Below are 26,210 nucleotides of genomic sequence, written 5' to 3'. Positions count from 1 at the left end.
GTGCTGATCGATCCGCAGGGCATGGTCCTGCGCGCGGACACGCCGCTCACCGCAATGGCCGAGGCGCGCCGGTTCTGCGGTGGTGAACTGTCCTTGCGCATCCTGGGCGCCGATGAGTTTGCCCTGCGCCTGGCGTCGACTTATCGCGAAGGCCAGAGCGCGGCGGAGCAGGTAGCCCTGGGTCTGGACGACGAGCTGGACCTGCTCAGCCTGGTCGATCAAGTGCCGCAAACTGCGGATCTGCTGGAGCAGCAGGGTGATGCGCCGATCATCCGGCTGATCAACGCGCTGCTCAGTGAAGCAGTACGCGAGCATGCCTCGGATGTGCACCTGGAAACCTTCGAGCAGTACCTGTCGGTGCGCATGCGCATCGATGGCCAACTGCGCGAGATGCTGCGGCCGCGCCGAGAGCTGGCGACCCTGCTGGTGTCGCGAATCAAGGTCATGGCACGCCTGGATATCGCCGAGAAGCGTGTCCCGCAAGATGGCCGGATGGCCCTGCGCCTGGCCGGTCATGAAGTGGATGTGCGGGTCTCCACATTGCCCTCGGCGCATGGCGAGCGGGTGGTGCTGCGCCTGCTGGATAAACAGGCCGGACGACTGGAGTTGCAGCGCCTCGGCATGCCGGACGACACCCTCGCGGCCCTGCGCCTGTTGCTGGGTAAACCCCACGGCATCCTGTTGGTCACCGGGCCTACCGGATCGGGCAAGACCACCAGTCTGTACGCGGCCCTGAGCAGCCTGAATGACCAGACGCGGAACATTCTCACGGTCGAAGACCCCATCGAGTATCACCTGCCAGGGGTAGGACAGATGCCGGTCAATCCGAAGGTGGACATGACTTTTGCCCGAGGTCTGCGAGCCATCCTGCGTCAGGACCCGGACGTGGTGATGGTCGGGGAGATCCGCGACCGCGAGACGGCCGAAATCGCTGTCCAGGCTCATTGACCGGTCACCTGGTGCTCTCGACGTTGCACACCAATAGCGCGGTCGGCGCGGTGACGCGGCTGGTGGACATGGGCGTCGATGCCTACCTGCTGGCATCTTCGCTGGTGGGGATTTTGGCCCAGCGCCTGCTGCGCACCCTTTGCCCGCACTGCAAGTCACCGTATACCGCTGATGCACCGGCCTGTGAACGTCTCGGGGTAGATATCGCAGTGCCGCTGCAGTTATTCAAAGCCACGGGCTGCGAGCAGTGCCAGCACGGCTACCGTGGGCGTATCGGCATCTACGAGCTGCTGACAGTAACGCCCGCCATCGCGGTACTGATCCACCAGAACGCCAGCGAGCAGGCATTGATGACTGAGACCCGCAAGGCTTCGCGCAGTCTGTTTCAGGACGGCCGGCAGCGGGTGCTGGATGGTCTCACCAGTCTGGACGAGTTGCTGCGCGTGACTCAGGAGGACTAGCCGGTGCCGACGTTCGATTACCGCGCCCACGATGCCCACGGTCGCAGCTGCAAGGGCCGCCTGGAAGCCGATGGCCCCCGGCATGCCCGGCAACTATTGCGTGAGCGCGGATTATGGCCGCTCAGGTTAAACGAGCTGAAAACCCAGGAGGGCGCTCATTCTCATCTACGCGGGGGACGCCTGAGTGCGGCAGAACTGGCGTTGCTGACATTGCAACTGTCGACACTGGTTCAGGCCGGTTTGCCCCTGGAAGAAGCACTGGAGGCGGTGGCGCAGCAGAGTGCCCGCCGCAAAGTCGCCGGCTTGCTGTCGGCGGTCAGGAGCCGGGTGATGGAGGGGCATGCGCTGGCCACGGCGCTGGGCATGTTCCCTCGGGCATTTCCCGAGCTGTTCCGCGCCACGGTCGCGGCAGGCGAGCGGTCCGGACACCTGGGCCAGGTGCTGGAGCAACTGGCGGCCTACACCCAGGCGCGCCAGGCCTCTCGGCAGAAAATCCAGATGGCGCTGGTCTACCCCATGATCCTGATGCTGGCCAGCGTGGCGATTGTTGGATTCCTGCTCGGCTTCGTGGTGCCGGACGTGGTGAAGATCTTCGTCGACAGCGGCCAGTCATTGCCCTTTTTGACCCAGGCACTCATCGGTCTGAGTAACGGCCTGCGAGAGCATTTCCTGTGGTTGATTACCGCATTGGTAACACTGATCGGACTGTGGCGCTGGAGCTTGCGCAAGTCGACCTGGCGCTTGCGCTGGCATCGATTGGCCCTGCACGTGCCGGTCATGGGCGACGTGCTGCGGGCGATGGAAGCTGCGCGGTTCGCCAGCACCCTGGCGATCCTCGGCAGAAGCGCCGTACCCCTGGTGGATGCGCTGGAGATCGCCGCTGCGGTCATCGGCAACCTGACGATTCGCGCACGAATGGTCGATGTCGCCCGCTCGGTAAGGGAAGGCGGAACCCTGTCCCGTGGTCTCGAAATGAGCGGCGATATCCCGCCAATGATGCTGCACATGATTGCCAGCGGCGAACGCGCCGGCGAACTCGATCGCATGCTGGCGCGGGCCGCCGAGCAACAGGAAAGCAGCCTGGCGGCGCGCATTGCCCTGGTTGTCGGCCTATTTGAACCGGCCATGCTGGTGCTGATGGGTGGCATCGTGCTGCTGATCGTCATGGCCATCCTGCTCCCCATTCTCAGTCTCAACCAATTGGTGAATTGATTCATGCAAGCACTACATACAAGCGGCTCCCGCGCCCAGCGTGGTTTTACCCTGATCGAAATCATGGTGGTGGTGGTCATCATCGGCGTGCTGGGCGCGATCGTGGTCCCGCAGTTCATGAGTCGTCCTGACCAGGCCAAGGTCACTGCGGCCAAAATAGACATCCAGGCGATCGCCACCGCGCTGGAAATGTATCGCCTCGACAACCACCACTATCCCTCGACCCAGCAGAACCTGGAAGCCTTGATCAAACGGCCCTCGGGAACGCCGGTAGCCCGCAACTGGAACCCCCAGGGCTATTTGAAGAGCATGCCGGTTGATCCATGGGGCACGCCTTATCAGTACCTCAATCCGGGTGTGCATTCGATGGACGGTGGCTATGACCTGTTCTCTCTGGGCTCCGATGGCGCTGTCGGTGGCGAAGGTCACGCGGCCGATATCGGCAACTGGGGACCCTGACTCATGCCCCACCGCAGCGCGGGCTTCACCTTGCTTGAGCTGATGATCGTCATCGTGCTGATCGGCATCCTGCTGGGCATGGTGAGCCTTGCCATGGGCCAGAATCCGGCACGCCAGGCCCGGCAGGAGGCAGGCAACATCGTCAGTTTGATTCATCAGCTGCGTGAACGGGCGGTGCTCGAGGGTCAGGAGTACGGGCTGCGGCTGAGTGCGGACGGCTACCGGGGGATGCGTCTGGATGCTCAGGGCTGGGAATCGACAACGGTGTTCTACCCCTGGCCGGAAAACCTGCGTTTGCATCTGGAGCTGGACGGCGCAATCACCAGTCTGGGTGCCGACGAAGGTCCCCCCCAGTTACTGATGCTCAGCAGTGACGAAACCAGTGCTTTTACCCTGACATTCATGACTGCCGACACGACCTGGTTGAGCATTTCCAGTGACGGTATCGGTGAGGTGCTGATCGATGGCTAGACACTTGGGCCCGTCCCGCGAGCGGGGGTTTACCCTGCTGGAAATCATGGTCGCCCTGGCGATTTTCGCGACGCTGGCCGCTGCCGTTCTGTCTGCCAGTCAATACGTGGTGAAGCAGACGAGCCGGATCGAGGAGCGGGTGTTCTCGGCCTGGGTGGCGGATAACCGCTTGAACGAAATGCAGCTGCAGCCAGCGCTGACCATCGGTCAGCACCAGCAGACCGTGCGCATGGGGCGGCGCGTCTGGAACCTGCGCGAACAAGTCAGCCCTGCCGGTGATCCGCGCCTGTTCCGGCTGGATGTCGACGTCAGCCTTAATGCTCGCGGGCCAACCCTGCATCGCGCCAGTGGCTGGATGGTTCGCCATGAAGAATAAACAAAAGGGCTTCACCCTGCTGGAGCTGGTGATCGCCATGGCGATCTTCGCTTTGCTCGGGCTGGCGAGCTGGAAACTGTTCGATAGCGTGCTGCGGGTGCAGCAGGGCACGGCAGCCCATGAACGTGAACTGCGCAGTTTGCAACGGGCCATGGCGGTGATCGAGCGCGATGTGCTGCACGTCACCGAACAGCCCGTGCTGCTCAAGCAGACCGTATTGCAGTTGCAGCGCAGCAACTGGCGCAATCCGCTGGATCAGCCGCGTAGCGGGCGACAGATGCTTACCTATCGTCTGGACAATGGCGTGCTCTGGCGCGAAAGCCAGGCGGAGGGTGCGCAGTCGGTGCAGCGGCAGAGGTTGCTCGATGATGTCCGACAGTTGCGCTGGCGGGTGTTCGACAGCCAATCCGGCTGGAGCCGCGACTGGGCCAGCGATCTCGGTAGAAAGACATCGATGGCCCTGGAGCTGCAGGTCTCGGTCGGACGCTTCGGAGCGATCCATCGAGTACTGCTGTTGCCGGGGGCGCAGCGGTGAGCCAGCGTCCAGGTGGCTTCGCGTTGATCAGTGTATTGCTCGTCATGAGCCTTGCATTGCTCATCACCAGTGCCTTGCTGCGCAGTCATCAGCTAATGCTGCAAAGCAGCGGTCAACAGGTTCAGCAGATCGACCTGCACCAGCTCGCATTGGGTGCACAAACCCGGGCGCTGCTGGTGTTGCAGGATGCAGTGCAGGCTTCAAGTAAAACGGTCGACCGGACGCAGGAATGGGCTCTGCTGCCCGCTGACTTCGACAGCGAAGACGCACAGATCCGTGTCGAAATCACTGATCTGGGCGGGCGGTTCAACCTCAATGCATTGTTGGTGGCGGGGCAGATCGATCAGGTCACCCTCAACCGCTGGGAGCGCCTGCAGGACTTGCTCGATCTTCCTCACCTGCAGTTGAGCCAGGTCGGTGCGTTGCGCGAACTGAGCCAGTTGCGCCTGTTGCCGGGCGTCGACGATCAGCGCCTGCGTCTGCTGGAACCCTGGGTAGCACTGCTGCCCAAGGAGGCTGCGCTGAACATCAATACCGCGCCGGCGCTGCTGTTGAGCATGCTCGGAGACCTCAGTCCTGCAACTGCCGACTCACTGATTGCGCAGGCTTCGAGTGCGGCCTGGGGCAGTGTTCAAGCGTTCACCCAGGACTCGTTGATCTCCGGGTTGGGCCTCAGCAGCCACGGACTCGGGGTCACCAGCCGCTGGTTCCGGATCACCGTGGAAGTGACTCGTGCAGGACGAGTTCTGCGCATGGCCACGGACGTCGAGCGCGATGCCAGGACTGATCAATGGAAGGTCCTGCAACGGCGTTTTCTTTCTGTGCTTGCCCATGAGGTTGCGCGATGAACAGCTGGCTTTATCTGACGGCCGAAGGCCTGGCAGCGTCCGGGTCCAACTGGCCGTGTCGCGTCTGGTCTGCTGAGCACCAAGGCCAACCCATGTCGTTGACGCACGCCGCACAGGCGCTGGCGGGGCAGACGGTTGATCTGTTATTGCCCATGGAGTTGTGTAGTTGGGTACGCAGCGAGCCGTGGCCTTCGCGGCGCCGGCCCGACGCCCAAGCCATCGCGTTCGCGGTGGAGGACCAACTGAGCGAACCGCTGGAACACCTGCACTTGAGCGCGGGTACGCGCGATCGTGAAGGGCGCTACGCCGTCATGGTCATCAGCCGAGAACGGATGTCCGGGATCCTGGCGTTACTGGCTGAGGCTGGCGTCGTGCTGCGCAGCGCCAACGTGGATGCGGATATGCTGCCCTATGATCAGCCGCGATGCGTCTGGTTCTGCGGTCGCTGGCTGCTGGGGGGCGCGCTGCCCGTTCGTATGGCGTTGTCGGACGAGGGGCTGGAGACCTTGCACCCGATCTTGCCCGCAGGCATTCAATGGCTCGATGACCGTCTAGAAGATGGGTTCTTCGAACGATGGCTGAAGGTCCATCCGGTATACGCCATCGATCTGCTGCAAGGTACCTTTGCCCCCCGACGCAGACCCCTGCCATGGCGCGTTGGCGGACTCGCTCTGTTGGCGTCGTTACTGTTGACCTGGGGCGCCAGCGAAAGCCGCGTCCGTTTTCTAGATCTGGAAACCAGCCGGCTCACACAGCACAACGAGCAACAGTTCAAAGTCCTGTTTCCCGATCAGACCCGCAACCTGGACATGGCGATGCAATTCAAGGTGCTGCAAAGCCAACCGACGCAATCGCAGGACACCCGCATCAGCGGCTTGCTTAAACTGGTCGAGCAGGTCATCGGAGCCAGCCCCGTCGAAGTGCGGCGTATTGAGTATCGTGTGGGGGAAGGCTGGAAAATCCAGCTGACTGCCAGCAGCTTTGTCGAGCTTGAGCAACTGCGTGAACGAGGGCGGCAGCAAGGCATGCCGGTCAGGCTGGACAGCGCCAACAAGGTCGAAGATCGGGTGCACGCTACGCTCACCGTCGAGGACGACGCATGAAACAGACCTGGCAGCGCATCAGTATCCGAGAGCGGCGGTTATTGCTGGCGATGGGTGCGGTTCTACTGGCCTTCGCCGGTTACAGCCTGATCTGGCAACCAACCCGCGTGCGCCTGGAAAACGCCGAGCGGCACTACCAGCAACAGCTTGGATTGCGCGCGCAACTGCAGTCCGCGCAACCGCGCAGTGACGTGTCCAGCGTCACCGACCAGCCACTGTCGCTGCGAGTCAGCGATGAAGCCATGGCGGCGGGGCTGGACATCCATCAGATGGACAGCGACAACGAGTTGTTGCGCCTGACCCTCAGCGGCGAGCCAAGAGGCCTGCTGCGCTGGCTGGACAGTGTCGAGCGTGACGGTGTCACCCTGCAGTCACTGACCCTGGAAAAACGCGCCGCCGTCCTGGAGGCGCGGCTGGTGCTCAGATAGTCGCGCCGTTGCCAGGCAGCAGCGGCAACTTCGCCAACTTCAGTGCTACCAGTAGAGCGATCACCAGCAGCGTGCCAATGAACAAGCCGATGCCGTTCCAGCCACCCAGATGCCAGAACACGCCGCCCGCGGTACCGGCGATGCTGGATCCGGCGTAGTAGCTGAACAGGTACAGCGACGACGCCTGGCCCTTGGCCTTGAGCGCACGGCGGCCGATCCAGCTACTCGCCACCGAGTGCGCGCCGAAGAAACCGAAGGTGAAAATCAGCATGCCGATGATTACCAGCGGCAATGGCGTGAACATCGTCAGCGCGAGCCCGCCGAGCATCACGACGATGGTCGACCAGAGTACTTTGCGTCGACCCAGCCGATCCGCCAGGGCGCCGATTTTCGCCGAGCTGTAGATGCCCGACAGGTACACCACCGAGAGCAGGCCGACAAACACTTGGTCCATGTTGTATGGCGCTGCCAGCAGGCGATAACCGATGTAGTTGAACAGGGTGACGAAGGCGCCCATCAATACGAAGGCTTCAAGGAACAGCAGGGGCAAACCGGCGTCGCGAAAGTGCATGGTGAAGCCGTCGATCAGGCTGCGCGGGTGCAACGAGCGTGGACGGAAGTTGCGCGACTCGGGAAGGATTTTCCAGAACAGCGCCGCCGCAATCAATGCCAAGCCGCCGATCACCAGCATCGCTGCGTGCCAGCTGATGAAGTCGATCAACACCCCGGTGATCAAGCGTCCGCTCATCCCGCCAATCGCGTTGCCGCCGATGTACAGGCCCATGGCGAGGCCGATGTGCTGCGGGTGGATCTCTTCGCTTAGATAGGTCATGGCCACCGCAGCCAGGCCACTCAAGGACAAGCCGATCAGCGCGCGCATCAGCAACACGCCGTGCCAGCTCGGCATCATCGAACTGGCGATGGTGCACAAGCCCGCCGCGAACAACGCGGCAACCATTACCGGTTTACGGCCAACCCGGTCCGAGAGGGGACCAGTGATCAGCAGGCCGATGGCGAGCATGCCGGTGGCCACCGAGAGGATCAGGCTGCTCTGGGCCGCATTGATCGAATACTCGTGGGACAGCAACGGCATCATCGGCTGCACGCAGTACAGCAAGGCGAAGGTCGCAAAGCCGCCGCAGAACAGCGCCAGTACCGTGCGCATGAACATCGGCGTGCCTTTCTCGATGTAGATCTCCTTGAGCTCGGCAGCGACATCGTGCGTGGCAGGCGGGACTTCATGGGCGAGTGGAGCGACAACAGTTTTCACTTCGGACCTCGGGAGCGGGTAGCCGGTCAGGCAATGAAAAAAGCATATAGCTGCCTAATGATTCAATCCAATATATTGTTCGACCTGTTTGAGAGGTTTTACGACCTAATGAGGTTTTCATGGAATTGCGTCACCTGCGTTACTTCATTGCCGTCGCCGAAGAATTGCATTTCGGCCGCGCCGCACAGGTGCTTGGTATCTCCCAGCCGCCCTTGAGCCAGCAGATTCAGGCGCTGGAACAAGAGGTCGGGGCGCGGTTGTTTGAGCGTACCAATCGTCGGGTCGAGCTCAGTGAGGCAGGCCGGCTGTTCCTGCAGGAGGCGCGGCTGGTGTTGGCGCAGGTCGACAAGGCCGCCGATGTCGCCCGTCGTGCGCAGCTCGGCGAGCTGGGAGAACTGAAAATCGGCTTTACCTCGTCGGCACCCTTCAACTCGACGATCCCCCAGGCAATTTTTTCGTTCCGCCAGCGCTTTCCGGCGGTGCACCTGAACCTGCGGGAAATGAGCAGCACTCAAGTGGCCGATGCGCTGGTGGATGAATCGATCGAAGTCGGCATCATGCGCCCGCTGGGGCTACCGGACTCACTCAGCGTGGTCGAGCTGATGAGCGAACCTCTGGTGGCGGTGCTCAGCTCGAAACATCCGCTGGTGAGCGGCAGTGAGGAAGGCCTGTTCCTGTCAGCGTTGGCGCTGGAACCCTTCGTGTTTTTCCCGCGCAGCTACGGCAGCGGTCTGTACGCCCAACTGCTAAGCCTGGCCCGCGATTCCGGCTTCAGCCCGCACTTCGCCCAAGAGGCCGGTGAGGCAATGACCATCATCGGCCTGGTGGCGGCGGGGCTGGGCGTCTCGGTGCTGCCAGCGTCCTATCAACGGATGCGCATTGACGGCGTTGTGTATCGGCCGTTGCTGGACCCGGCGGCTGTATCGGCGGTGTGGCTGGTGCAGCGCAAGGATCAGAAATCACCGATGGCCAGGGCGTTTGTGGAGTTGTTGACGAGGAAGGTGGAGCCGCTCAAAGCGTGACTACCTATAGGAGCCTGGCTTGCCAGCGATGGCGGCTTAACATGCACCATCACTCTGGAAACCTCCGACATCCCGAAGCTACGCAACCAGAAGCCTTTCCCTACAACAATGTCGGAATCCGCTGACTTGTGGGTTTAGGGGGCGGTCGATAATTTGGTCTGGTCACTGATTTTCAGTGGCCAGGATTGGTCGCCCGGGGTTGTTGGCAGCTGCAGGGCTTCCATTGAGTCAGGTATTCCCCATCCTTGGACTTGATGGCGGTCATGCTGTTGTTGACTGCCCCGGTTGACTGACCTGTATCAAAAGCAAAAGCAAAAGCAAAAGCAAAGATCGCAGCCTTCGGCAGCTCCTACGGGGTGAACACCAGCCCCATGTACGAAATGCCAAATACGGGGTGAACACCAGCCCCATGTACGAAATGCCGAATACGGGGTGAACACCAGCCCCATGTACGAAATGCCAAATACGGGGTGAACACCAGCCCCATGTACGAAATGCCAAATACGGGGTGAACACCAGCCCCATGTACGAAATGCCAAATACGGGGTGAACACCAGCCCCATGTACGAAATGCCGAATACGGGGTGAACACCAGCCCCATGTACGAAATGCCAAATACGGGGTGAACACCAGACCCTTGGACGCACCGCCAAATTTGGGGTGAACACTGATCCCGTGTAGGAGCTGCCGAAGGCTGCGATCTTTTGATCTTGACTCGTTACCAGCCGCTCAAGACCACCGCCGAAAAATCAACGAAGTATTCACCCCGCCAAACGCAAAATTATTGTTCATCACATACTGATTACTCATCTGCCGGAACTCGCCGCGCAGGTAATCCAGCTTGCCGCAGTGCGGGTCGACTTCGTCTAGATTGAAGGTGTGGGCATACAGGTCGCGGTTCATCATTTCGATGCTGAACCAGGACTCCAGTGCGCCACAGGCGCCAAGGGTATGGCCGAGGAAGCTCTTCTGCGAGCTGATTGGCATGTGTTCGCCAAACAGCGCGCTGGTCGCCAGGGTTTCGGCGATGTCACCCTGTTCCGTCGCGGTGCCGTGGCCGTTGACGTAGCCGATGTCAGCGGGTTGCAAGCCGGCATCTTCCAGTGCCAGCTCCATGGCCCGGCGCATGGTGACCTGCTCCGGCCGGGTGGTGTGCTGACCGTCGGCATTGCTGCCGAAACCGACCAGCTCGGCATGAATGCGCGCGCCGCGCGCCAGTGCGTGTTCCAGCTCCTCAAGCACCAGCATGCCGCCCCCTTCGCCGATCACCAGGCCATCGCGGTTTTTGTCGTAGGGCCGTGGAGTGGACTGCGGGGCATCGTTCTTCAGGCTGGTGGCGTAGAGCGCGTCGAACACCATGGCTTCGGTAGGACACAGCTCTTCGGCACCGCCGGCAAGCATCAGTGGCAGGCGGCCGAACTTGATCGATTCGTAGGCGTAGCCGATGCCCTGGCTGCCGCTGGTGCAGGCGCTGGAGGTGGGGATCAGGCGTCCGGTCAGGCCGAAGAAAATGCTGATATTGGCCGCTGTGGTGTGCGGCATCATGCGCACATAGGAGTTGGCGTTCAAGCCCTCGGCCACCGAGTTAAGCAGCATGTTGCCGAACGCCTTGATCTCGTCCGTGCTGCCGGTGGACGAGCCACAAGCGACGCCCATGCGTCCGTCCTTGATCGACTCGTCGCCGAGCAAACCGGCATCGGCCAGCGCCTGTTCCGCGGCACCGACGGCCAGACGCGACACCCGGCCCATGCTGCGCAGCTGCTTGCGGGTCCAGTGGCTCGGCACCTTGAAGTCATCGATCGGCCCGGCCAGGCGCGTGTTGAGCTCGGTAAACCGATCCCACTCGTCCATCCGGCGGATGCCGCTGCGGTTGGCCGCGAAGTTGCCAGCGATGGTCTCCCAATCGCTGCCCAAAGAGGTAATGCCGGCCATGCCGGTGACGACGACGCGCTTCATCAGCACAGGCCTCCGTTGACAGCCAGAACCTGGCGGGTGATGTACGACGCTTCCGCCGACATCAAGAAATTCACCGCGCCGGCCACCTCTTGCGGGGTGCCCATGCGTTGTGCAGGGATCATTTTCATCAGTTCTTCCACCGGCACGTTTTCATCGAGCATTGCCGTGTCGATCAGGCCGGGCGCGACACAGTTGACGGTGATCTTGCGTTTACCCAGCTCGATTGCCAGGGCTTTCGCCGCGCCGATCAAGCCCGCCTTGGAGGCGCTGTAGTTGACCTGGCCACGGTTGCCGATCAACCCGGACACCGAGGTGATGCAGACAATTCGCCCGGCCGCGCGACGGCGGATCATCGGCATCATCACCGGATGCAGCACGTTGTAGAAACCGTCGAGGTTGGTGCGCATCACCACATCCCAATCATCCTCGCTCAGCGCCGGAAATGCACCGTCGCGGGTCAGCCCGGCATTGAGCACCACGCCGTAATAGGCGCCGTGGGTCTCTACATCGGCTTCGAGGAGGGTCTTGCAGCTGGCGCGGTCGGACACATCGAACTGCAGGATGCGGGCGTTGCGCCCCAGGGCCTCGATTTCAGCCTGCACCGCGCCGGCTTCCGCCAAGCCACTGCGACAATGCAGCACTATGTCGTGCCCTGCCTGGGCCAGGCGCAAGGCGATGGCGCGGCCGATGCCACGGCTGGAGCCGGTGACCAGTACGGATTCAGTCATGACTGGACTCCTTCGATTCATCAAGATATTGCGCGGCCTGAGGCGGACGAAACACGTTCAGACGAGCGGTGGCGTGGATGCCGGGGGCATTGATATGGCACTCGAATACGCCCATGCCGTTGTCATCTTCCAGCGAGCGCAGCCCGTGGATGGTCAGTTCGGTACCCACCGGAAAGTGCTCGACGTTGCATTCGAATTTGCGCGTGCCGAGCAGGAACCCCAGCTCGACCGCATCGCCGCGCTGGCGGGCATGACAACCCGCATAGGCGGCGACGCTCTGGGCCATCAGCTCAACGCCGACCCAGGCCGGCAAGCTGCCGTCGGGGCGACTGAACAACCCGTCGGGCCTGACGGTCAGGCGGGTATGGATCTGTTCCTCATCGAACGACAGGATCTGCTCGATCAGGATCATGTCGCCAGCGTGCGGCAGCAGTTCGGCGAGCGGCCAGTCGATCATGGTGCGTCTCCGATTATCAGGCTGACGTTGTTGCCACCAAAGGCAAAGGAATTGCTCATCAGGTAGCGGGGTGCAATGGACGACAGGCGATCGGCCGTGGTCACCCATTGCAGCGTGGGCAGTTCGGGGTCGGGCTGGTCATCCCAGACATGCGGTGGCAAGGCGTGTTGCTGATTGGCCGGGCTCAGGCTCAACCAGCAGAACGCCGCTTCCAGGGCACCAGCGGCGCCGAGGGTGTGGCCGGTCAGCGGTTTGGTCGAAGAGCAAGGCACGCCCGCCGGGAATAGTGTTGTCACCGCCAGGCTTTCCATCGAGTCGTTGTGCTGGGTGGCGGTGCCGTGCAGGTTCAGGTAGGCAATCTGCCCTGGTTGCAGGCTCGCGCGATCCAGCGCCTTGCGCATGGCTTGCAGGGCGCCTCGGCCGGTGGGTTCTGGTGCCGAGATATGGTGCGCATCAGAACTGGCGCCGCTGCCCAGCAGGGCAATCGACGCGCCGTTGCCGGTCTCGCGGGTCATCAGGAACAGCACGGCCGCTTCGCCGATGTTGATGCCGTTGCGATTGACTGAAAACGGATTACAGCGCTGGCCGGACACCGCTTCCAGCGCGGAGAATCCGTTGAGAGTCAGCTTGCACAGGCTGTCGACTCCGCCGCACAGCACCGCGTCGCACAATCCCATGTTCAACAGGCGCTGGGCACTCATCAGGGCTCGGGCACTTGAGGTGCACGCGGTGGAAATCACATAGGCCGGGCCGCTCAATTGCAACCAGTCGGCGAGGAAGTTCGCGGGGGCACCGAGTTCCTGCTGCTGATAGTTGTAGTCAGCAGGAAACGCGTCTTCGCGGATGTAATGGGCCAGGCCACGGCTCGCTTCGTCTATGCCGGAAGTGCTGGTGCCCAAGACTACGGCAATACGGTTGTGTCCGTACTGTTGGATGGCCTGGTCGATGTCCTCGCGGATCTGCAGGGCGGCGTCCAGCAGCAGCTGATTATTGCGACTGGCTTGCTCCGCCAGCTCGGCGGGAATCGCTGGGAGTTCACCCCTCACTGCCGCCACGGGCAATGTGCGATCGACGACCCAGCCAGCTTCGTCACGCATCCCCGAACAGTCGCCGGCGAACAGGTTACGGCTGACTTGTTCCTTGCCGTGACCCAACGCACAGATTACCCCGAGGGCATTCAGATAAGCGGTCATGGTACGTCTCCGCTCAGGGGCGTGACCTGGTACTTCGGACCCTTGGGCAGGGTCACATCGAAATTTTGCAGTTGCGCATAGCGCACGTCCCAACGCTCGGGCAGCGAGCGTTGCGCACCGTGTTGCCAGGCCGTCGGGTAGTTGTCTCGCAGCTGAGTTTCGGGTGTCAGCGCAAACAGCAGGGCGGCAAACAATTCCCGCGCCTCCGGGTTGGGTGGCAGCAGGCCGTCGGCGTGCCATTCGCCGTCCACCAGTTTCTGCCGTGCCTGGGGTATGCCCAGCAGGTCCATCATCGACCAGCGAATGCCAGCCCCTTCCCGCTGGATCACCAGTACCCAGTCCAGACGCTGGTCCGCCTGCAGGCGCTGGATGTGCAGTTGCAAGGGCAACGGCAGGTCAGGTACTTGCTCGGGCAGCGGCGCCCGGCTGGCGCAGGCGCTCAGCAGCAGAACCGTGCCAAGCAGCAAAAATCGCATCAAACCGGCTACCCCTGTAGGAGTGAGCCTGCTCGCGATGGCGGCAGTGTATTCAAAAAGCAGGTTGCCTGACGCACCGCTATCGCGAGCAGGCTCACTCCTACAGGTTTTCACCAGAGCACACATCACACAGCACCTTCGAGCGGTTTGCGCGCGACCACATTGACCAGAGTTTCTTCCCGTTGGCCAACGGCTTTCGGCCGTTGCAGGCCCAGGCGTTCCAGCAGGCCGAAATCCCTGGCGCGACTCCACCACAGGTACGGGTATGAGACGTTCTGCGGGCCAAACTCGAAACCCTGCTGGCGAATCATCTGCAAATATCCGCCGGCGCTTTTTTGCACGTGCATCGGATGGCGAAACAGCCAGCGAATCACCCAGGTATCGATGTAGGCCTCGGTGGATTCGGCGAACAGCAGATACCCCCCGGGCTTGAGCACCCGATAGAACTCGGCCAGGGCTTTTTCCTGCTCCACCAGGTGGTGGAATGTCTGGTGGCAAAACAGCAGGTCGACACTGGCGTCGGGCAGCTGGATGCTCGCGCAATCACTGCCGATCAGCTCCACTTCGATGCACTGGCGGGCCGCTTCTTCACGGCTGAGGCGCAGGCTGTGCGGGTCGGCATCCAGGCCGGTCAGGCGCTGCGGCGCAAAGGTCCGGTGCAACAGCTGGAATGACTTGCCCTGACCGCAACCGGCATCCAGCAGCACTGGATTGCCCGGCGGTAGTTCGCTGAACAGGCTGCGCAGGTCGTTGATCGCCACCCGCAACACGTGATGCTGCCAGGTGTGGCTGCGCAGGAACCAGAAGCCGAAGCGGGTTTCTTCGACGTAGTTGTCACTCAAATAACTCATGTGGCATCCCTGGCGCACAACTCCGACAGCATCCTCAGTCGGCGTTTGGGTTCGGCAACAAACGGGTTGCGCTCGTCCCAGGCGTAACCGGCGAGGATCGCGCTGATCATCCGGCGAATGTCCGGTGAACTGCCCGGATGGTAGATCACATCCTGGAAGGTCCCGGCGTACCAGCCTTCGACATAGCAGCGGAAGGTATCGACGCCGCGCTTGAGCGGGTCGGCGAACTCGGCTTGCCAGTCGACGCTTTCGCCCTGCAATTGGCGGTGCAGAACGGCAGCAGCCATGCTCGCCGAGCGCATGGCGATGGTTACCCCGGAGGAAAATACCGGGTCGAGAAATTCCGCCGCGTTGCCCAGCAGCGCGAAGCCAGGCCCGTGCAGGCTTTTGACGTTGGCCGAATAACCGCCGATGGTCCGCGCCGGAGTATCCCAGACTGCGTTGTCGAGCACCCCGCAGAGGCTCGGGGTTTCAGCGATGAAACCGCGCAGGCATTCGTCGAGATCGTCCGCGCGACCGGCGAAATGTTCGGCTGCCGCGACCACGCCGACCGAGCACCGGCCATTGCTGAACGGGATGGTCCAGAACCAGATATCGCGCTGGGTCGGGTGGGTGGTGACGAGAATTTTAGTGCGGTCGAAGGCGGGGTTGTCGATGTGATCCTCGACATGGGTGAACACCGCCTGGCGTACCGGAAAGTTCGACGGCGCCTCAAGGTCGAGCAGGCGCGGCAGCACCCGGCCGTAGCCGCTGGCGTCGAGCATGAAGTCGGCTTCGATGCGGTACTCGCTGCCATCTTCGCGCTGCACGCCGAGCTGCGGTTTCGCCTGGTCGATGTCCACGCTGACGATGGTTTCGCCGTAGCGGATTTCTACCCCTTGCAGCGCGGCCTGGTCGGCCAGCAGCTTGTCGAAATCGGCTCGTAGGACCTGGAAGGTGGTCGGCTTGCCGTTGCTGAAAGTGTCGCCAAAATCGAACGCGCTGTACTGCTCGCCCCAGGCGAAGGCAGCGCCGGTTTTCAGCTGGAAGCCGGCGGCGTTGACCGCCTCGAGCATGCCCGCTTCCTCGACGAAATCCAGGCAGTGGGACAACAGGCTTTCACCGATGGAAAATCTCGGGAAATGCTGGCGCTCGATCATCAGCACATCATGCCCTTTGCGTTTCAACAGGGCGGCGGCGATGGCTCCAGAAGGGCCTGCGCCAATGACAACCACCTGGCTACGTTCCATTTCAACTATTGGCATGGGGGTTCCTTGCCGGGGCGGCGATATTCATGGGAATTCGGTGCATGCCGACCAGCGCCGGCAGCAGTGTCGCGATCAGGCCCATCAGCATCAGCGCAAAGTACAGCGCCGGGCTGATGAGCTGTTGTTGCAGCAGCAGGTTGAGAAAGACGATCTCGCTCAGCCCGCGAATATTCAGCAGGACACTTTCCCGCCAGCGGCTGGCGCCTTCGAACGACGCACCGGCCCAACCCAGGCCCAGCCAGTTGCCCAGCAACTTGCTGGCGATCGGTAATAACAGCAGCGCTGCCAGCTGCACCCAGCCGAGGTCGGCCATGGCGCTATGGACATCGATCTGCACGATGCCGAACGTGAGGATCAACGGAATCGCGACGCCGGTCTGCAATCGATTCATCCACACTGCGGGCAGCGGTAGCACCAATGGCACTTTCAGGGCCGCCATGCACAACAGGTAACCGATGCCCAGTATCAGCGCATTGAGCTTGAAGTGCTCGGCAACCACCAGCAGCGCGAAGAAACACCCACTGTGCAGCAGCGGTTTGCGCATGCCGAGCAGGCTCAGCAGCAACGGCAGGCAGGCCCCCGCAAGTGGCAGCAGCAGGCTGCTCAGGTGCAGGCTGCCCTGGGCGATGGCAAACAGGGTCCAGCATGTCAGGTCGATAAGGATGGCGGTCTGCACCAGGCGCCGGGTAGCTGCGCTCGGGTAGTTGATATGGCGCAGGTACAGGTACAGCACCGGAATCGCGGTGATGGCGAACAGCAAACCGACTGCCAGCGAACTGATCCACGGTTGCGCCGGCAATAGCCACACCGCAGTAGCCAGCCCGCAGGCGAAGGGGATGCAGAAACTCGGCAGGGCAATTTTCAGGCTTTGGCGATCGAGACGCAGGTCTATCACGTCGCTGAGAATGTGTCCCAGCAACAAGGCGAAACTGAGGCTGTAGAGGTTTTTCAGCCAAGTGGGCGAGATCAGTTGGGCGCCGCTCAGCTGCCAGCCCGGTTCGACCCAGAAATACATCAGCAGCGGCAAGCCAACGGTCGCCAGCAGCAACTGGCTGACGATCGGGATCAGGCCGAAGCGGCGCCCCACGTGGGTGGCCAGCGCAAACAAGGCCAGGGCCATAAGCCAGAACAGGGCGATCATCATACGACCGACTCCGCTACCGGAGTCGCATGGCGTTGGCGTCCTGCCCAAGGTGCGAGCATGAAACTGAACGCCAGGCCCAGGCTCACCGACAGGCCGAAATTACTTACCGCCGGAGTGCTCGATACCGCCAGCAAACCGAACGACAGCCAGGTGGTGAGCGCCGCGAGCAAGGTGCCCAGCAGGCTCACTGCGGCACCGCCGACCTGCTCGCGCATGAGGATCGCGTAATCGACGCTGATGGCGGTGACCAGCAGCAGGCCGAACAGACTGAACAATGTCAGCGGCTGCCCCAGCCAGCCCAGGCTGGCCAGGCTGCACAGTGCGGCCAGCAGCGGCAGAGTGACGATGCGCAATGCGCCACCGAGACCGAACGGCAGGATCAGCACCAGTACGATCAGCACACAGGAGCCCAGTTTTAATTCGGCGGCACTGATCTGGGTCGCGGCAAACACACTGTTCAATTCGCCCAGGCGATCGACCAGTTCGACACCCGGCAGGTCCAGCGCTTGAACCTGCAGCAACGACGGATTATTTAACCCTTGCAAGCTGACCATGGCCGCTACGCCGCCGTCCTCGGTCGAGCCGAGCCACAACGGGCGGTAGGGTTCTGCCAAGGGGCCGAGCAGTGCCGAGTCGATGTCCTGGATCGGCAACGCGCGCAAGGTTTGAAGCTCGGTTTGCAGAGCGGCGACTGGAACCCCGAGGTCGAGCAACGGCTGCCAGAATTGCGCCAGCTTGCTCATTGCGTCGCGCACCTGGCGCTGCTCGTCGGGCGGGCCGACCAGTTGGTTGAGGGACAGATAGCCCTGGAGTTTGTCCAGGTTCACCAGCTGGTCCAGGCGTTCGCTCAGGGCAGTCTGGCGTTCCAGCAGTTGCTGTTGATCCGTCGCCCGCACCAGAAAAAACTGGCTGGTGGGCTGATAACCGGTGATGCGCGCGATGGTCTGTGCTTCGTCCGTCAGTTGCTGCGGGGCGCCGACCCATTGGCGAATATCGTTTTTGCTGTCGAGTTGCAGCAAGCCTGCTACGCAAAAGGCGATCAGCAGCGCCAGCAACATCGGCGTGCTCGCCCGCTTGAGCAGCGCTTCACGGCAATGCAGCAAGTTTTCGCAAACACTCAGCGGCCATTGCGCTGGGCGCAAATCCACGCCCTTGAGCAGCGCCGGCAGCAGACACACAGCGGACAGGTAGGCGCCGACCAGGCCGGCTGCGGAGAACACGGCGATCTGGGTCAGCGCTGGAAACGGCGTCCAGGCCAGGGCGAGGTAGCCGATGCAACTGGTGATCAGGCTCAGCGTCAGGCCGGGGAGCGTGAGGCGCAGGGCTGGCCAACTGCGCCAGGGTTTCAGGCTCCAGCTTTTGGACAGGTAATGCAGCGGGTAGTCGACTGCGACTCCGATCAGGCTTGAACCGAGCACCAGCGTCATCACGTGCATATGGCCGAACAAGGCGACGCACGCCACCGCACCAAAGAGCATGCCCACCAGCACCGGGACAAAGGCGAGCAACACCCGCCAGCGCCGGAAAGCCAGAAGCAGCAGTAAGAGAATCCCAATGGTGGCGCCACCGCCGACCCAGGTCATTTCGCGGGTGGCTTGTTGCTGGCCGTTAGCCGCGTACAGCAGCCCGCTGGCCGCCAGCAGTTGCACCTTGGCCTGGGCAGCTTCGGCGCGGCTGCTTTCGAGCAGGTCGGCAACCTGCAGCGGCAGCTTCATGTCGAATGCATTGCCGGTGGTGCGCGCGCGCAGTAACACCCAGCTCTTGCCGTCGGCATCGGCGACCAGCGCGCCGCTGCCTATGTCCAGTTGTACGGCGCCGTGCTGCGGCTGGCTGTTCTGGATGCGCCCGGTCAAACCCAACCAGTCTTCCTGGCTCGGTACCAGGCTGAAGCCGGTGAAGGGGTCGAACAGCGCTTGCACGCGCTGCTGGATGAACGCATCGGGGTGCTCGATCAGTAGCTGGCGATCCTCGCTCGAGAGCATCGCCAAGCGCCCCTGCAGCAGCTGCGTGCGCAGCGCTGGCAAGTCGGCTTGCAGGCTCCATTGGACCTTTTCGAACAGTCCGCTGGCCTGCCATTGCTCGGCGAGTTTCTGCGCCATGGACACCGCCTGCTGGCGATCGGTGTGGCCGACCAGCACCAGCATCTCGCGGTTCAACGGCTCCTGCATGCGCTGTTCGGCGCGCAACTCCAGTGCGTCCGGTGCGGTACCCGGCACCAGTTCCATCAGGTTGGCCGACAGCGGCGGGCCGTCGCGCCATTGCCAGCCGGCAAGCGCCAGCACCAGCACCAGCAGGATCAGGAAAATCTGCGGCAGCCTGCGTTCACTCGGCAAAGTCATGTTGCTCCGCGACGCTCAACGGTTGTGCGCTCGTGCTGTCCTGCATGCGCAGAAGGGTGCTGTCGCCCTGGGTTTCCAGCAGTTCGATGCTGCGCACCAACTCGGCCCCGGTGATATTGATCTGGTTGAACACCTGCTTGAGCAGCATCGAGCGCGGGATCAGGGTCAGTTTCCAGTCCTGTGCGTCGCCACTGAGCGATAGCTCAAAGTCCCGTTGCAGCCCGCTGCTGTCGCCTTGCAGCACCGCGAGAAACAGGCGGTTCTGCTCGGCCCCGGCACTCTTGCCCGGGAGCATTTGCCAGCCATTGGCATCCCGCCGGGCGATGCCCTTGGCGGTGATCCGGTAATCCTGTTGCAGCGGCGTTTTCAGCAGCCACAGCAGCCCGTTATGTTTCGCCAGGACGAAGGTGCCTTTGCTGGTCAACGGCTGGGGCAGGGCACGCAGGTGTTTTTCCTGGATGAAGCTGCCGTGGATCACATCAGGCTTGGCCAGTTGCTCGCTGAGCTGTTGCAGATCAAAAGCCTGCGCCAGCGAGGAACCCAGTACCAGGATGCCGGCCAGCAAAAATTTGCCGAAAGTCGTGCACACGTTCATGCCAGCACCTTTGCCACTGCGTCGGTAAATACCTTGGGTGAAGCGAGCTGCATCTCGCGGTTGCTCATGTCGACGGCGACCTGTACCGACACGGCGCGGGTCAGGCGTTCGCCGGTTGCCAGATCGCTGATCAGGTAGTTGATCTTCAATCGGTTCTCCCATTCCACCAGATTGGCGCGCACGTTGAGCTTCTGCCCGAACACTGCGCCGCGCACATAGCGCAGCTGCAGGTCGATCACCGGCCAGGCGTATCCCGACTCCACCATGGCGGTGTAGTTGTGGCCGATCCGGTCCAGCAGCGCACAGCGGGCGACCTCGAGGTATTTGACGTAGTGGCCGTGCCAGACGACGTTCATGGTGTCGACGTCAAAGAACGGCACGAGGATTTCCGTATCTGTATGAAGCACGCCCTTGCTACGCATGCAGCCTCCAGTGTTGTTCGGCGATACGCTTGAGGCACAGGCGCAACTCGCTCTCCAGGGCCCGGTCTTCGATGACTGGCGGAAAGTCCTCGCCCAGCGCCGTGTGCATGGCGGCGAGGGCCGGTGGCAATGGGCGTGCGTCCACGGCTTTGCTGCGCAGCCAAACGCCCTGGTTGGCGGCCAGCAGCGTGGCGGCGGCCACCTGTTCGGTGAGCTCAAGCACGCGGATGGCATCCCGTGCAGCGATGGTGCCCATGCTTACCTTGTCCTGATTATGGCACTCGGTCGACCGGGAAAAGACACTGGCCGGCATGGTGTTTTTCAAGGCTTCGGCGGTCCAGGCGCTGGTGCCGATCTGCACCGCCTTGAAGCCGTGATTGAGCATCGCCCGGTCTGCCGTGGCGCCGGACAGATTGCTCGGCAAGCCATGGTTGTAGCGCTCGTCTACCAGCAGCGCGAGCTGCCGATCGAGCAGGTCAGCGACGTTGGCGACCAGGGTCTTGAGGCTGTCCATGGCGAACGCGATGTGCCCGCCGTAGAAATGCCCGCCGTGCAGCACACGCTCGGCTTCGGCATCGATGATCGGGTTGTCGTTGGCACTGTTGAGTTCGATCTCGATGAACGAGCGCAACCAGTTCAGGCTGTCGGCCAGCACGCCGAGGACGTGGGGCGCACAACGCAGGGAATAGCGGTCTTGCAGGCGATGCAGCGGCGCGGTGGGTGCGTCTATCGCCAGGTCCTTGCGCAGCCACGCGGCGACCTGCATCTGCCCCGGGTGTGGTTTGGCGGCGAACAGGCGCTCGTCGAAATGTTCCGGATTGCCCTGCAGTGCCACCACGTTCATCGCGGTGATGCGGGTGGCCAGCTGCAGCAGATAGTCGGCGCGCGCGTAGGCCAGGCAGGCCAGGCCGGTCATGACGGCGGTTCCGTTCATCAGCGCCAGGGCTTCCTTGGGCCTGAGCACCAATGGCTCCCAGCCAAGTTCGCGATGCACTTCAGCGGCGGGTCGGCGGTCGCCACGGAACATCACTTCGCGCTCGCCGGACAAGGTCGCGGCGACGTACGACAGCGGAGTCAGGTCGCCGCTGGCGCCCACCGAACCTTCTTCCGGTATCAGCGGCAGGATGTCGTGTTCGAGAAAGGCCTGGAGGCGTTCCAGCAGTTCCACGCGTACTCCGGAGACGCCCTGGCACAGCGACTGCAGACGCGCAGCGAGCACGGCGCGGGTCGCCTGGGCGTCGAGCAGCTTGCCCAGGCCACAACCGTGGAACGTGTACAGATGACGCGGCAGCGCCTCGACGTGATGCAGCGGTACCGCGACCACGCAGGAGTCGCCATAGCCGGTGGTCACGCCATAAATCACCCCTTCCTTGTCCAGCAGCGAGTCGAGGAACTGCGCGCCCTTGGCGATGCGCTGGCGAAAGTCGGCGTCGCCCTGCAATTGCATGGGCACCTGACGGTTGGCCAGGGCCAGCACGTCCTCGATACGCAGCGGGAGTTCGCCGAAGGTTACCGGCTCAAGCGTTGGCGTCGTCATCGGTCTTCCAGAAAGGGTAAAAGTTGAACCATTGTTGAGGCGCTTCAAGGCAATAGTGACCCAGGCGTTCGGCGTAGCGGGTCGCCCACTGATGAATGACCTGTTCGCGATCGCTACGCTTCCAGACCACGGCCTCGGCGAACGGTTCGAGGGTCAGTCGATAATCGCCCGTGGGCTTCTTCAGGCACAGCATCAGGTTGACTGGGCATTTGAGCAAGCCAGCCAGCAGCCAGGGTCCCTGAGGGAATGCGGCCTGATGGCCGAGGAAGTCGACCGTGACGCTGCGCCCGCCATGCAGCGGCACTCGGTCGCCGGCAATCGCCAGCCATTCGCCCCGCTCCAGGCGCTCGTGCAGCTGCAGCATGATCACCGGGTCCAGCTCGCTGACTTGAATCAGGCGCAGGTTGGTCGCGCCGGCTTCTCCCAGCAAGCGGTTGAACTGCTCGGCGTGCTTGGTGTGCACCAGCACGTTCATGGTGACCTTTTCGCCAATTTCCGCCAATGCGCGGCACACCTCGAGATTACCCAGGTGTGCGCCCACGAGCATCTGCCCGCGAGTGCCGCGCAATTGAGCGCGCAGCAGGGCCGGGTCGATGATTTCGATCTGTTCGATGCTCAGCTTACCGTTCCAGACGTCGAGCTTGTCGAGCATCGAATCGGCAAATGCCATGAACTGGCCGAACACCCGCCAATGGGTCGGGCGCAAATCGCCGCGAGCGCTCCAGTCCGCGAGTCGTTGCTGATATTGCCAGGCGCTGCGGCGAGCGCTTCGACCGAAGAGGAAAAAGTACAGGACGATCCCGTACAACAGCGGGCTCAACAGGCGCCGACCCAACACTCGGGCACCGAATGCGGTGAGCTTCATCAGCCAGAAACTGCCGCGTTCCTCGCGGTCGGCCCAGTGCTCCTTGTTGGTATTGCTGCTCATGTTCGCCACCGCTGCCAGAGAATCACCGGCGCCCGCAGCAACATGCCGAAGAATAGCCGGGTGTGCATGCTCGAAATCAGCACGTTGTCGTGGAACAGGCGAAAATGTGAAACGCCATCCAGTGGATAATGAACCCTGGTGGGCAGCCACTGCATCGGCTGATTGCGCCAGGCCAGGCGCACGAGGATGTCGGAGTCGAAGTCCATGCGCTTGCCGATTCTCGCCGAGTCGATCAACGCCAATGTTGGCGGCAGGGGATATACGCGAAAGCCACACATCGAGTCGCGGATCTGCAGTGACAGGGTGTTGATCCAGACCATCACGTGCGTCAGGTAACGGGCGTACAGGCGGCCTTTGGGTACGCTGGCATCGTATTGCGGATAACCGCAGATTACCGCCGCGGGATGCGCGCGTGATTGCTCGATGAAGGTGCCAATGTCCTGCAAGTCGTGCTGGCCATCGGCGTCTACTTGCAGGGCATGACTGAACCCCAGGCGCGCGGCTTCACGCAGGCCGGTCATGACTGCGCCGCCCTTGCCCTGATTGGCGGCCAGTCGGATAAGGAACACGTTTTCACGCAGGGCCAACTGGTCGAGCACTTTTGCACACGAGGGGGCGCTGGCGTCGTCCACCAGAATGCAGGGCAGACCGCTACCAAGCACCGCCTCGACCACGGTGGTGATCGCGGTCTCGTGGTTGTAGACCGGGATGATCGCGCAAGGGTTATGCATCGCTCGCGGCCTCCAGCACAATCCGTCCACTTGAGCAGGTCGCAGTTTCATTGCGATAGGCGAAGTACAACTTGCTGCGCACCGGGTCAAAGCGCAGATGCAGCTGGACCTGATCGCCGGGGCGTACCAGTTGCTGGAATTTCAGCACTTCCATGCCGGCGAATTTCTCCGGCAGGTTCATCAATTGCTGGCCGAGGGCGAGGGCCCAATCAACCTGCACCACGCCGGGCAACACCGGTGCCTTGGGGAAATGACCGCTGAAGTACGCGAGGTCCGGCGGCACTGCGAGCTGCAGGCTCCACTCGCCATCGGTCTGGACTTGCTCCAACACCTCCGGCAACTTTGGCCGCGGCGCCAGCAGCAAGGCGTCGACCTCAGCTTGAGGCAGCTTGCCTTGGGTGTTCAGCGGCAGTTGTCGCAGCAGCCGCCAGCGTCGCGGTAGCGCCAGGCTTTCGCAATGCTCACCAAGATGCTTGCGCAGCGCTTCGGTGACGCTGCGTCGGCCCTGATTGCGCAACGCGTGCAACCCGCCCGCGCTTAGCACCAGCAAGGCGCCTAGCGAAGCGCGGTTTTCCTGGATCACGCCGAGGCGCGCTTCGGCGACCCAGGCATGTGTACTCAACGCCTGTTCGAGCAACGGTAGCGAGATACGTTTTTCTTCCAGTTTGACGATCCGGTCCAGCCGGCCCAGCAGCTCGAATCGACCGTCGGCGGCGATCAACGCAGCATCCGCGGTGTGTTCGATATGGCCCGGTGGCAGGTAGGGCGAAGCGATGAGCAACGCGCCGTCACTGTCCAGGGTCAGTTCGACATCGGCAAACGGCTGCCACAGCTCGTCGGCCTGGCGCCAGGCAATGCCGCCGGTTTCCGAGCTGCCGAGGATTTCCGTTGGCCATTGATGCAGGCGCCGATGCAGGCTCTGCGCGGCTTCGACCGGCAACGCGCCGCCGGATGAAAACACCCGACGTACGGCGCTCAAGGCCGGCCAGTCGAGATTGTCACCCATGCGCTTGAGCAACGCCGGGCTGGCGACCCAGGCGAACGCCGGATACTCGCGGCTGGCACGCTGCAGGTCTTCCGGGAAAGCCAGCTGCTTGCGTACGAACGGCCGACCGGCACACAGCGGCCACAGCACCCGAAACAGCAATCCGTAGATGTGCTGGGTGGCGACGCTGCCGATGATGCAGGCTGCGCCGAGGTCGGCGCCCCATAGGGTCTCCAGTGCCTGAACTTCATCGGCCAGCTGGCGCAGGGTCTTGTCGATGCGCTTGGGTTCGCCGCTGGAACCGGAGGTGCACAGGCTCAGGTGACACAGATCGAGGTTGAGCTCGATGGCGCTCAACGGCGCGGTGCGGTAGTCGTTCAGCTGAGCGTCGTCGGCCAGGTCGGTCAGCCACAGGTCGACGTGCGTGGACCAGCGCTGGCGAGTGCCGGGTTGCAGATCGGCCGGTAGCAGCACACTGACGCCAGCGCGCCAGGCGCCCAGTAGGGCGATTGCCAGATCCGCGGCGTCTTCCAGGTGCACGGCGATGCGCCGCACTCCCTGGTTTTCAAGGCCGGCAGCCAGCGTCAGCGCGCGTTCGCACAGCTGCGCATGGTTCAGCGGCGGCGCGGCCGTCACGGCGCGCTCTGGCTGGGCCTTGAGCAACAGATGCTCAAGTTTTATCCAGTTCATGGGTGGCCTCGTACCCGTTGTCGTATCAGCCATTCAATGGCAAACATCAGGCCCATCAATCCATAGGAGATCAGGCCGGTGTACAACATCCACCAACTCAGCGGCGCCCAAAGTGTCAGGGCAGTCGCAAGCAGGCCGTTACAGAGAAAAAACACACTCCAGGCAATGGTCACCTGGCGGGTGTAGACGATGGCCTTGGCCGGCAGGCGTGGTTCACGCAAGCGCGCCAGGCGCTCGACCATCGGCGGACCGTAGATCAGGCTCAGGCCAAACAATCCGAGCATGAACGCGCTGATCAGCACCGGGTACCAGCGCAGCAACAGCGGGCTGTCGAACAGCGCCAGCAGCAGGCAAAAAATGATCGCGCTCACGGCCATCCACTGGCTGCCGGGCTTGCGCGGGCCAAGCAGCGCTCGCGCCAGCCACAAGCTTCCCAGCAGCAGGCCGAATTGCCAGGGGGCGAAGTGTTCCATGCCGAAATACACCGCGAAGGGGTACAGCAGGCCCGCCAGTAGCAGGCCGAGGCCGATCAGTCGCCTCATGCCGCCGGTTGAACCAGGCGGTAGACCGCCTCAACCACGTCACTGACGGTACGCACCGATTTGAACTCCTCGGCGGCGATTTTCTTGCCGGTCTGACGTTTGATGTGATCGATCAGGTCGACTGCGTCGATGCTGTCGATTTCCAGGTCCTGGTACAGGTTGGATTCGAGGCTGACGCGCTCGGGGTCCAGCTCGAAGAGTTCGACCAAGGCATCGCGCAAGGTGTTGAAAATGTCGTCACGAGTTTGCATGGTCC

At 62.5% G+C, this 26,210-nt stretch carries 27 protein-coding genes and 1 pseudogene; 10 read left to right on the top strand and 18 right to left on the bottom strand.

From position 1 onward, the window contains the following. The first annotated feature begins 21 nt into the window (after positions 1-21). From gspE to gspM, 9 genes and pseudogenes are all read left to right on the top strand, one after another. A pseudogene (gspE, locus tag ACYZTK_RS13370) lies at positions 22-1,409 on the top strand (type II secretion system ATPase GspE). A gap of 3 nt (positions 1,410-1,412) precedes the next feature. Next, positions 1,413-2,621 (top strand): type II secretion system inner membrane protein GspF, encoded by a 1,209-nt coding sequence (gene gspF, locus ACYZTK_RS13365; protein WP_462010335.1) that lies wholly within the window; start codon positions 1,413-1,415, stop codon positions 2,619-2,621. Between the two features lie 3 nt (positions 2,622-2,624). Continuing rightward, on the top strand, positions 2,625-3,080 hold the full coding sequence (gene gspG, locus ACYZTK_RS13360; RefSeq protein WP_462010334.1) for a type II secretion system major pseudopilin GspG: 456 nt from the start codon (positions 2,625-2,627) through the stop codon (positions 3,078-3,080). 3 nt (positions 3,081-3,083) lie between these two features. Beyond that, positions 3,084-3,551: a type II secretion system minor pseudopilin GspH gene (gspH, locus tag ACYZTK_RS13355; protein WP_462010333.1), complete on the top strand. Its 468-nt coding sequence runs from the start codon at positions 3,084-3,086 to the stop codon at positions 3,549-3,551. Continuing rightward, positions 3,544-3,927, top strand: a complete 384-nt coding sequence (gene gspI / locus ACYZTK_RS13350) for a type II secretion system minor pseudopilin GspI (RefSeq protein WP_462010332.1) — start codon at positions 3,544-3,546, stop codon at positions 3,925-3,927. Before gspH ends, gspI begins: the two co-directional genes overlap by 8 nt. Beyond that, positions 3,917-4,462, top strand: coding sequence for a type II secretion system protein GspJ (locus ACYZTK_RS13345; RefSeq protein ID WP_462010331.1), 546 nt, complete (start codon positions 3,917-3,919; stop codon positions 4,460-4,462). Before gspI ends, ACYZTK_RS13345 begins: the two co-directional genes overlap by 11 nt. Continuing rightward, the gene (locus tag ACYZTK_RS13340; protein WP_462010330.1) at positions 4,459-5,310 is read left to right on the top strand and encodes a type II secretion system protein GspK; all 852 of its coding nucleotides are present in this window, start codon (positions 4,459-4,461) and stop codon (positions 5,308-5,310) included. The genes ACYZTK_RS13345 and ACYZTK_RS13340 overlap by 4 nt, the downstream gene beginning before the upstream one ends. Beyond that, positions 5,307-6,413, top strand: coding sequence for a type II secretion system protein GspL (gspL, locus tag ACYZTK_RS13335; RefSeq protein WP_462010329.1), 1,107 nt, complete (start codon positions 5,307-5,309; stop codon positions 6,411-6,413). Before ACYZTK_RS13340 ends, gspL begins: the two co-directional genes overlap by 4 nt. Then, on the top strand, positions 6,410-6,841 hold the full coding sequence (gene gspM, locus ACYZTK_RS13330; RefSeq protein WP_462010328.1) for a type II secretion system protein GspM: 432 nt from the start codon (positions 6,410-6,412) through the stop codon (positions 6,839-6,841). Before gspL ends, gspM begins: the two co-directional genes overlap by 4 nt. Here the strand turns inward: gspM and ACYZTK_RS13325 are convergent. Continuing rightward, positions 6,834-8,111, bottom strand: a complete 1,278-nt coding sequence (locus ACYZTK_RS13325) for an MFS transporter (protein ID WP_462010327.1) — start codon at positions 8,109-8,111, stop codon at positions 6,834-6,836. The two genes, gspM and ACYZTK_RS13325, sit on opposite strands and share 8 nt — an antisense overlap. A gap of 119 nt (positions 8,112-8,230) precedes the next feature. Here ACYZTK_RS13325 and ACYZTK_RS13320 point away from each other — a divergent pair, with 119 nt between their 5' ends. Then, on the top strand, positions 8,231-9,133 hold the full coding sequence (locus ACYZTK_RS13320; protein WP_462010326.1) for a LysR family transcriptional regulator: 903 nt from the start codon (positions 8,231-8,233) through the stop codon (positions 9,131-9,133). A gap of 729 nt (positions 9,134-9,862) precedes the next feature. On the opposite strand, the gene ACYZTK_RS13315 is transcribed toward ACYZTK_RS13320, so the two are convergent. The 17 genes from ACYZTK_RS13315 to ACYZTK_RS13235 are packed head-to-tail and all read right to left on the bottom strand — an operon-like array spanning position 9,863 to position 26,205. After that, a complete protein-coding gene (locus tag ACYZTK_RS13315; protein WP_462010325.1) occupies positions 9,863-11,089 on the bottom strand; it encodes a beta-ketoacyl-ACP synthase in 1,227 nt (408 codons plus the stop codon). After that, entirely contained in the window at positions 11,089-11,817 is a 729-nt protein-coding gene (gene fabG / locus ACYZTK_RS13310; RefSeq protein WP_462010324.1) for a 3-oxoacyl-ACP reductase FabG, read from the bottom strand. Before fabG ends, ACYZTK_RS13315 begins: the two co-directional genes overlap by 1 nt. After that, positions 11,810-12,274 carry a hotdog family protein gene (locus tag ACYZTK_RS13305; protein WP_462010323.1) on the bottom strand — a complete coding sequence of 155 codons (465 nt, stop codon included), beginning with the start codon at positions 12,272-12,274 and terminating at the stop codon, positions 11,810-11,812. Before ACYZTK_RS13305 ends, fabG begins: the two co-directional genes overlap by 8 nt. Continuing rightward, positions 12,271-13,467 carry a beta-ketoacyl-[acyl-carrier-protein] synthase family protein gene (locus ACYZTK_RS13300; RefSeq protein ID WP_462010322.1) on the bottom strand — a complete coding sequence of 399 codons (1,197 nt, stop codon included), beginning with the start codon at positions 13,465-13,467 and terminating at the stop codon, positions 12,271-12,273. The genes ACYZTK_RS13305 and ACYZTK_RS13300 overlap by 4 nt, the downstream gene beginning before the upstream one ends. Then, positions 13,464-14,069 (bottom strand): hypothetical protein, encoded by a 606-nt coding sequence (locus ACYZTK_RS13295; protein ID WP_462010321.1) that lies wholly within the window; start codon positions 14,067-14,069, stop codon positions 13,464-13,466. Before ACYZTK_RS13295 ends, ACYZTK_RS13300 begins: the two co-directional genes overlap by 4 nt. Then, the gene (locus ACYZTK_RS13290; RefSeq protein WP_462010320.1) at positions 14,069-14,794 is read right to left on the bottom strand and encodes a class I SAM-dependent methyltransferase; all 726 of its coding nucleotides are present in this window, start codon (positions 14,792-14,794) and stop codon (positions 14,069-14,071) included. Before ACYZTK_RS13290 ends, ACYZTK_RS13295 begins: the two co-directional genes overlap by 1 nt. Then, positions 14,791-16,038, bottom strand: coding sequence for an NAD(P)/FAD-dependent oxidoreductase (locus tag ACYZTK_RS13285; RefSeq protein WP_462010319.1), 1,248 nt, complete (start codon positions 16,036-16,038; stop codon positions 14,791-14,793). Before ACYZTK_RS13285 ends, ACYZTK_RS13290 begins: the two co-directional genes overlap by 4 nt. Next, positions 16,025-17,185, bottom strand: coding sequence for a cation:proton antiporter (locus ACYZTK_RS13280; RefSeq protein ID WP_462010318.1), 1,161 nt, complete (start codon positions 17,183-17,185; stop codon positions 16,025-16,027). Before ACYZTK_RS13280 ends, ACYZTK_RS13285 begins: the two co-directional genes overlap by 14 nt. Beyond that, positions 17,182-19,524 carry an MMPL family transporter gene (locus ACYZTK_RS13275; RefSeq protein WP_462010317.1) on the bottom strand — a complete coding sequence of 781 codons (2,343 nt, stop codon included), beginning with the start codon at positions 19,522-19,524 and terminating at the stop codon, positions 17,182-17,184. The genes ACYZTK_RS13280 and ACYZTK_RS13275 overlap by 4 nt, the downstream gene beginning before the upstream one ends. Then, the gene (locus ACYZTK_RS13270) at positions 19,508-20,119 is read right to left on the bottom strand and encodes an outer membrane lipoprotein carrier protein LolA (protein ID WP_462010316.1); all 612 of its coding nucleotides are present in this window, start codon (positions 20,117-20,119) and stop codon (positions 19,508-19,510) included. Before ACYZTK_RS13270 ends, ACYZTK_RS13275 begins: the two co-directional genes overlap by 17 nt. Beyond that, the gene (locus tag ACYZTK_RS13265; RefSeq protein WP_462010315.1) at positions 20,116-20,541 is read right to left on the bottom strand and encodes an acyl-CoA thioesterase; all 426 of its coding nucleotides are present in this window, start codon (positions 20,539-20,541) and stop codon (positions 20,116-20,118) included. The genes ACYZTK_RS13270 and ACYZTK_RS13265 overlap by 4 nt, the downstream gene beginning before the upstream one ends. Further along, positions 20,534-22,078, bottom strand: a complete 1,545-nt coding sequence (locus tag ACYZTK_RS13260; RefSeq protein ID WP_462010314.1) for an HAL/PAL/TAL family ammonia-lyase — start codon at positions 22,076-22,078, stop codon at positions 20,534-20,536. The genes ACYZTK_RS13265 and ACYZTK_RS13260 overlap by 8 nt, the downstream gene beginning before the upstream one ends. Then, positions 22,059-23,006 carry an LpxL/LpxP family acyltransferase gene (locus ACYZTK_RS13255; protein ID WP_462010313.1) on the bottom strand — a complete coding sequence of 316 codons (948 nt, stop codon included), beginning with the start codon at positions 23,004-23,006 and terminating at the stop codon, positions 22,059-22,061. The genes ACYZTK_RS13260 and ACYZTK_RS13255 overlap by 20 nt, the downstream gene beginning before the upstream one ends. Then, on the bottom strand, positions 23,003-23,737 hold the full coding sequence (locus ACYZTK_RS13250) for a glycosyltransferase family 2 protein (RefSeq protein WP_462010312.1): 735 nt from the start codon (positions 23,735-23,737) through the stop codon (positions 23,003-23,005). The genes ACYZTK_RS13255 and ACYZTK_RS13250 overlap by 4 nt, the downstream gene beginning before the upstream one ends. Continuing rightward, positions 23,730-25,412 (bottom strand): AMP-binding protein, encoded by a 1,683-nt coding sequence (locus tag ACYZTK_RS13245; RefSeq protein ID WP_462010311.1) that lies wholly within the window; start codon positions 25,410-25,412, stop codon positions 23,730-23,732. Before ACYZTK_RS13245 ends, ACYZTK_RS13250 begins: the two co-directional genes overlap by 8 nt. Further along, a complete protein-coding gene (locus ACYZTK_RS13240) occupies positions 25,409-25,954 on the bottom strand; it encodes a COG4648 family protein (protein ID WP_462010310.1) in 546 nt (181 codons plus the stop codon). Before ACYZTK_RS13240 ends, ACYZTK_RS13245 begins: the two co-directional genes overlap by 4 nt. After that, positions 25,951-26,205, bottom strand: a complete 255-nt coding sequence (locus ACYZTK_RS13235; RefSeq protein WP_007992314.1) for an acyl carrier protein — start codon at positions 26,203-26,205, stop codon at positions 25,951-25,953. The genes ACYZTK_RS13240 and ACYZTK_RS13235 overlap by 4 nt, the downstream gene beginning before the upstream one ends. Positions 26,206-26,210: the final 5 nt, after the last annotated feature.

The organism is Pseudomonas sp. LB3P31 (assembly GCF_054897945.1).
The sequence above is the reverse complement of the archived record's forward strand: the minus strand, read 5'-3'. Positions and strand labels throughout refer to the sequence as shown.

What these genes read in the sequence shown, in the direction of transcription:
- gspG (WP_462010334.1), top strand. Translation starts at nt 2,625, where the DNA reads ATGCAAGCACTACATACAAGCGGCTCCCGCGCCCAGCGTGGTTTTACC.
- gspH (WP_462010333.1), top strand. Translation starts at nt 3,084, where the DNA reads ATGCCCCACCGCAGCGCGGGCTTCACCTTGCTTGAGCTGATGATCGTC.
- gspI (WP_462010332.1), top strand. Translation starts at nt 3,544, where the DNA reads ATGGCTAGACACTTGGGCCCGTCCCGCGAGCGGGGGTTTACCCTGCTG.
- ACYZTK_RS13345 (WP_462010331.1), top strand. Translation starts at nt 3,917, where the DNA reads ATGAAGAATAAACAAAAGGGCTTCACCCTGCTGGAGCTGGTGATCGCC.
- gspL (WP_462010329.1), top strand. Translation starts at nt 5,307, where the DNA reads ATGAACAGCTGGCTTTATCTGACGGCCGAAGGCCTGGCAGCGTCCGGG.
- gspM (WP_462010328.1), top strand. Translation starts at nt 6,410, where the DNA reads ATGAAACAGACCTGGCAGCGCATCAGTATCCGAGAGCGGCGGTTATTG.
- ACYZTK_RS13320 (WP_462010326.1), top strand. Translation starts at nt 8,231, where the DNA reads ATGGAATTGCGTCACCTGCGTTACTTCATTGCCGTCGCCGAAGAATTG.
- ACYZTK_RS13315 (WP_462010325.1), bottom strand. Translation starts at nt 11,089, where the DNA reads ATGAAGCGCGTCGTCGTCACCGGCATGGCCGGCATTACCTCTTTGGGC.
- fabG (WP_462010324.1), bottom strand. Translation starts at nt 11,817, where the DNA reads ATGACTGAATCCGTACTGGTCACCGGCTCCAGCCGTGGCATCGGCCGC.
- ACYZTK_RS13305 (WP_462010323.1), bottom strand. Translation starts at nt 12,274, where the DNA reads ATGATCGACTGGCCGCTCGCCGAACTGCTGCCGCACGCTGGCGACATG.
- ACYZTK_RS13300 (WP_462010322.1), bottom strand. Translation starts at nt 13,467, where the DNA reads ATGACCGCTTATCTGAATGCCCTCGGGGTAATCTGTGCGTTGGGTCAC.
- ACYZTK_RS13295 (WP_462010321.1), bottom strand. Translation starts at nt 14,069, where the DNA reads ATGTGTGCTCTGGTGAAAACCTGTAGGAGTGAGCCTGCTCGCGATAGC.
- ACYZTK_RS13290 (WP_462010320.1), bottom strand. Translation starts at nt 14,794, where the DNA reads ATGAGTTATTTGAGTGACAACTACGTCGAAGAAACCCGCTTCGGCTTC.
- ACYZTK_RS13285 (WP_462010319.1), bottom strand. Translation starts at nt 16,038, where the DNA reads ATGCCAATAGTTGAAATGGAACGTAGCCAGGTGGTTGTCATTGGCGCA.
- ACYZTK_RS13280 (WP_462010318.1), bottom strand. Translation starts at nt 17,185, where the DNA reads ATGATGATCGCCCTGTTCTGGCTTATGGCCCTGGCCTTGTTTGCGCTG.
- ACYZTK_RS13275 (WP_462010317.1), bottom strand. Translation starts at nt 19,524, where the DNA reads ATGACTTTGCCGAGTGAACGCAGGCTGCCGCAGATTTTCCTGATCCTG.
- ACYZTK_RS13270 (WP_462010316.1), bottom strand. Translation starts at nt 20,119, where the DNA reads ATGAACGTGTGCACGACTTTCGGCAAATTTTTGCTGGCCGGCATCCTG.
- ACYZTK_RS13265 (WP_462010315.1), bottom strand. Translation starts at nt 20,541, where the DNA reads ATGCGTAGCAAGGGCGTGCTTCATACAGATACGGAAATCCTCGTGCCG.
- ACYZTK_RS13260 (WP_462010314.1), bottom strand. Translation starts at nt 22,078, where the DNA reads ATGACGACGCCAACGCTTGAGCCGGTAACCTTCGGCGAACTCCCGCTG.
- ACYZTK_RS13255 (WP_462010313.1), bottom strand. Translation starts at nt 23,006, where the DNA reads ATGAGCAGCAATACCAACAAGGAGCACTGGGCCGACCGCGAGGAACGC.
- ACYZTK_RS13250 (WP_462010312.1), bottom strand. Translation starts at nt 23,737, where the DNA reads ATGCATAACCCTTGCGCGATCATCCCGGTCTACAACCACGAGACCGCG.
- ACYZTK_RS13245 (WP_462010311.1), bottom strand. Translation starts at nt 25,412, where the DNA reads ATGAACTGGATAAAACTTGAGCATCTGTTGCTCAAGGCCCAGCCAGAG.
- ACYZTK_RS13240 (WP_462010310.1), bottom strand. Translation starts at nt 25,954, where the DNA reads ATGAGGCGACTGATCGGCCTCGGCCTGCTACTGGCGGGCCTGCTGTAC.
- ACYZTK_RS13235 (WP_007992314.1), bottom strand. Translation starts at nt 26,205, where the DNA reads ATGCAAACTCGTGACGACATTTTCAACACCTTGCGCGATGCCTTGGTC.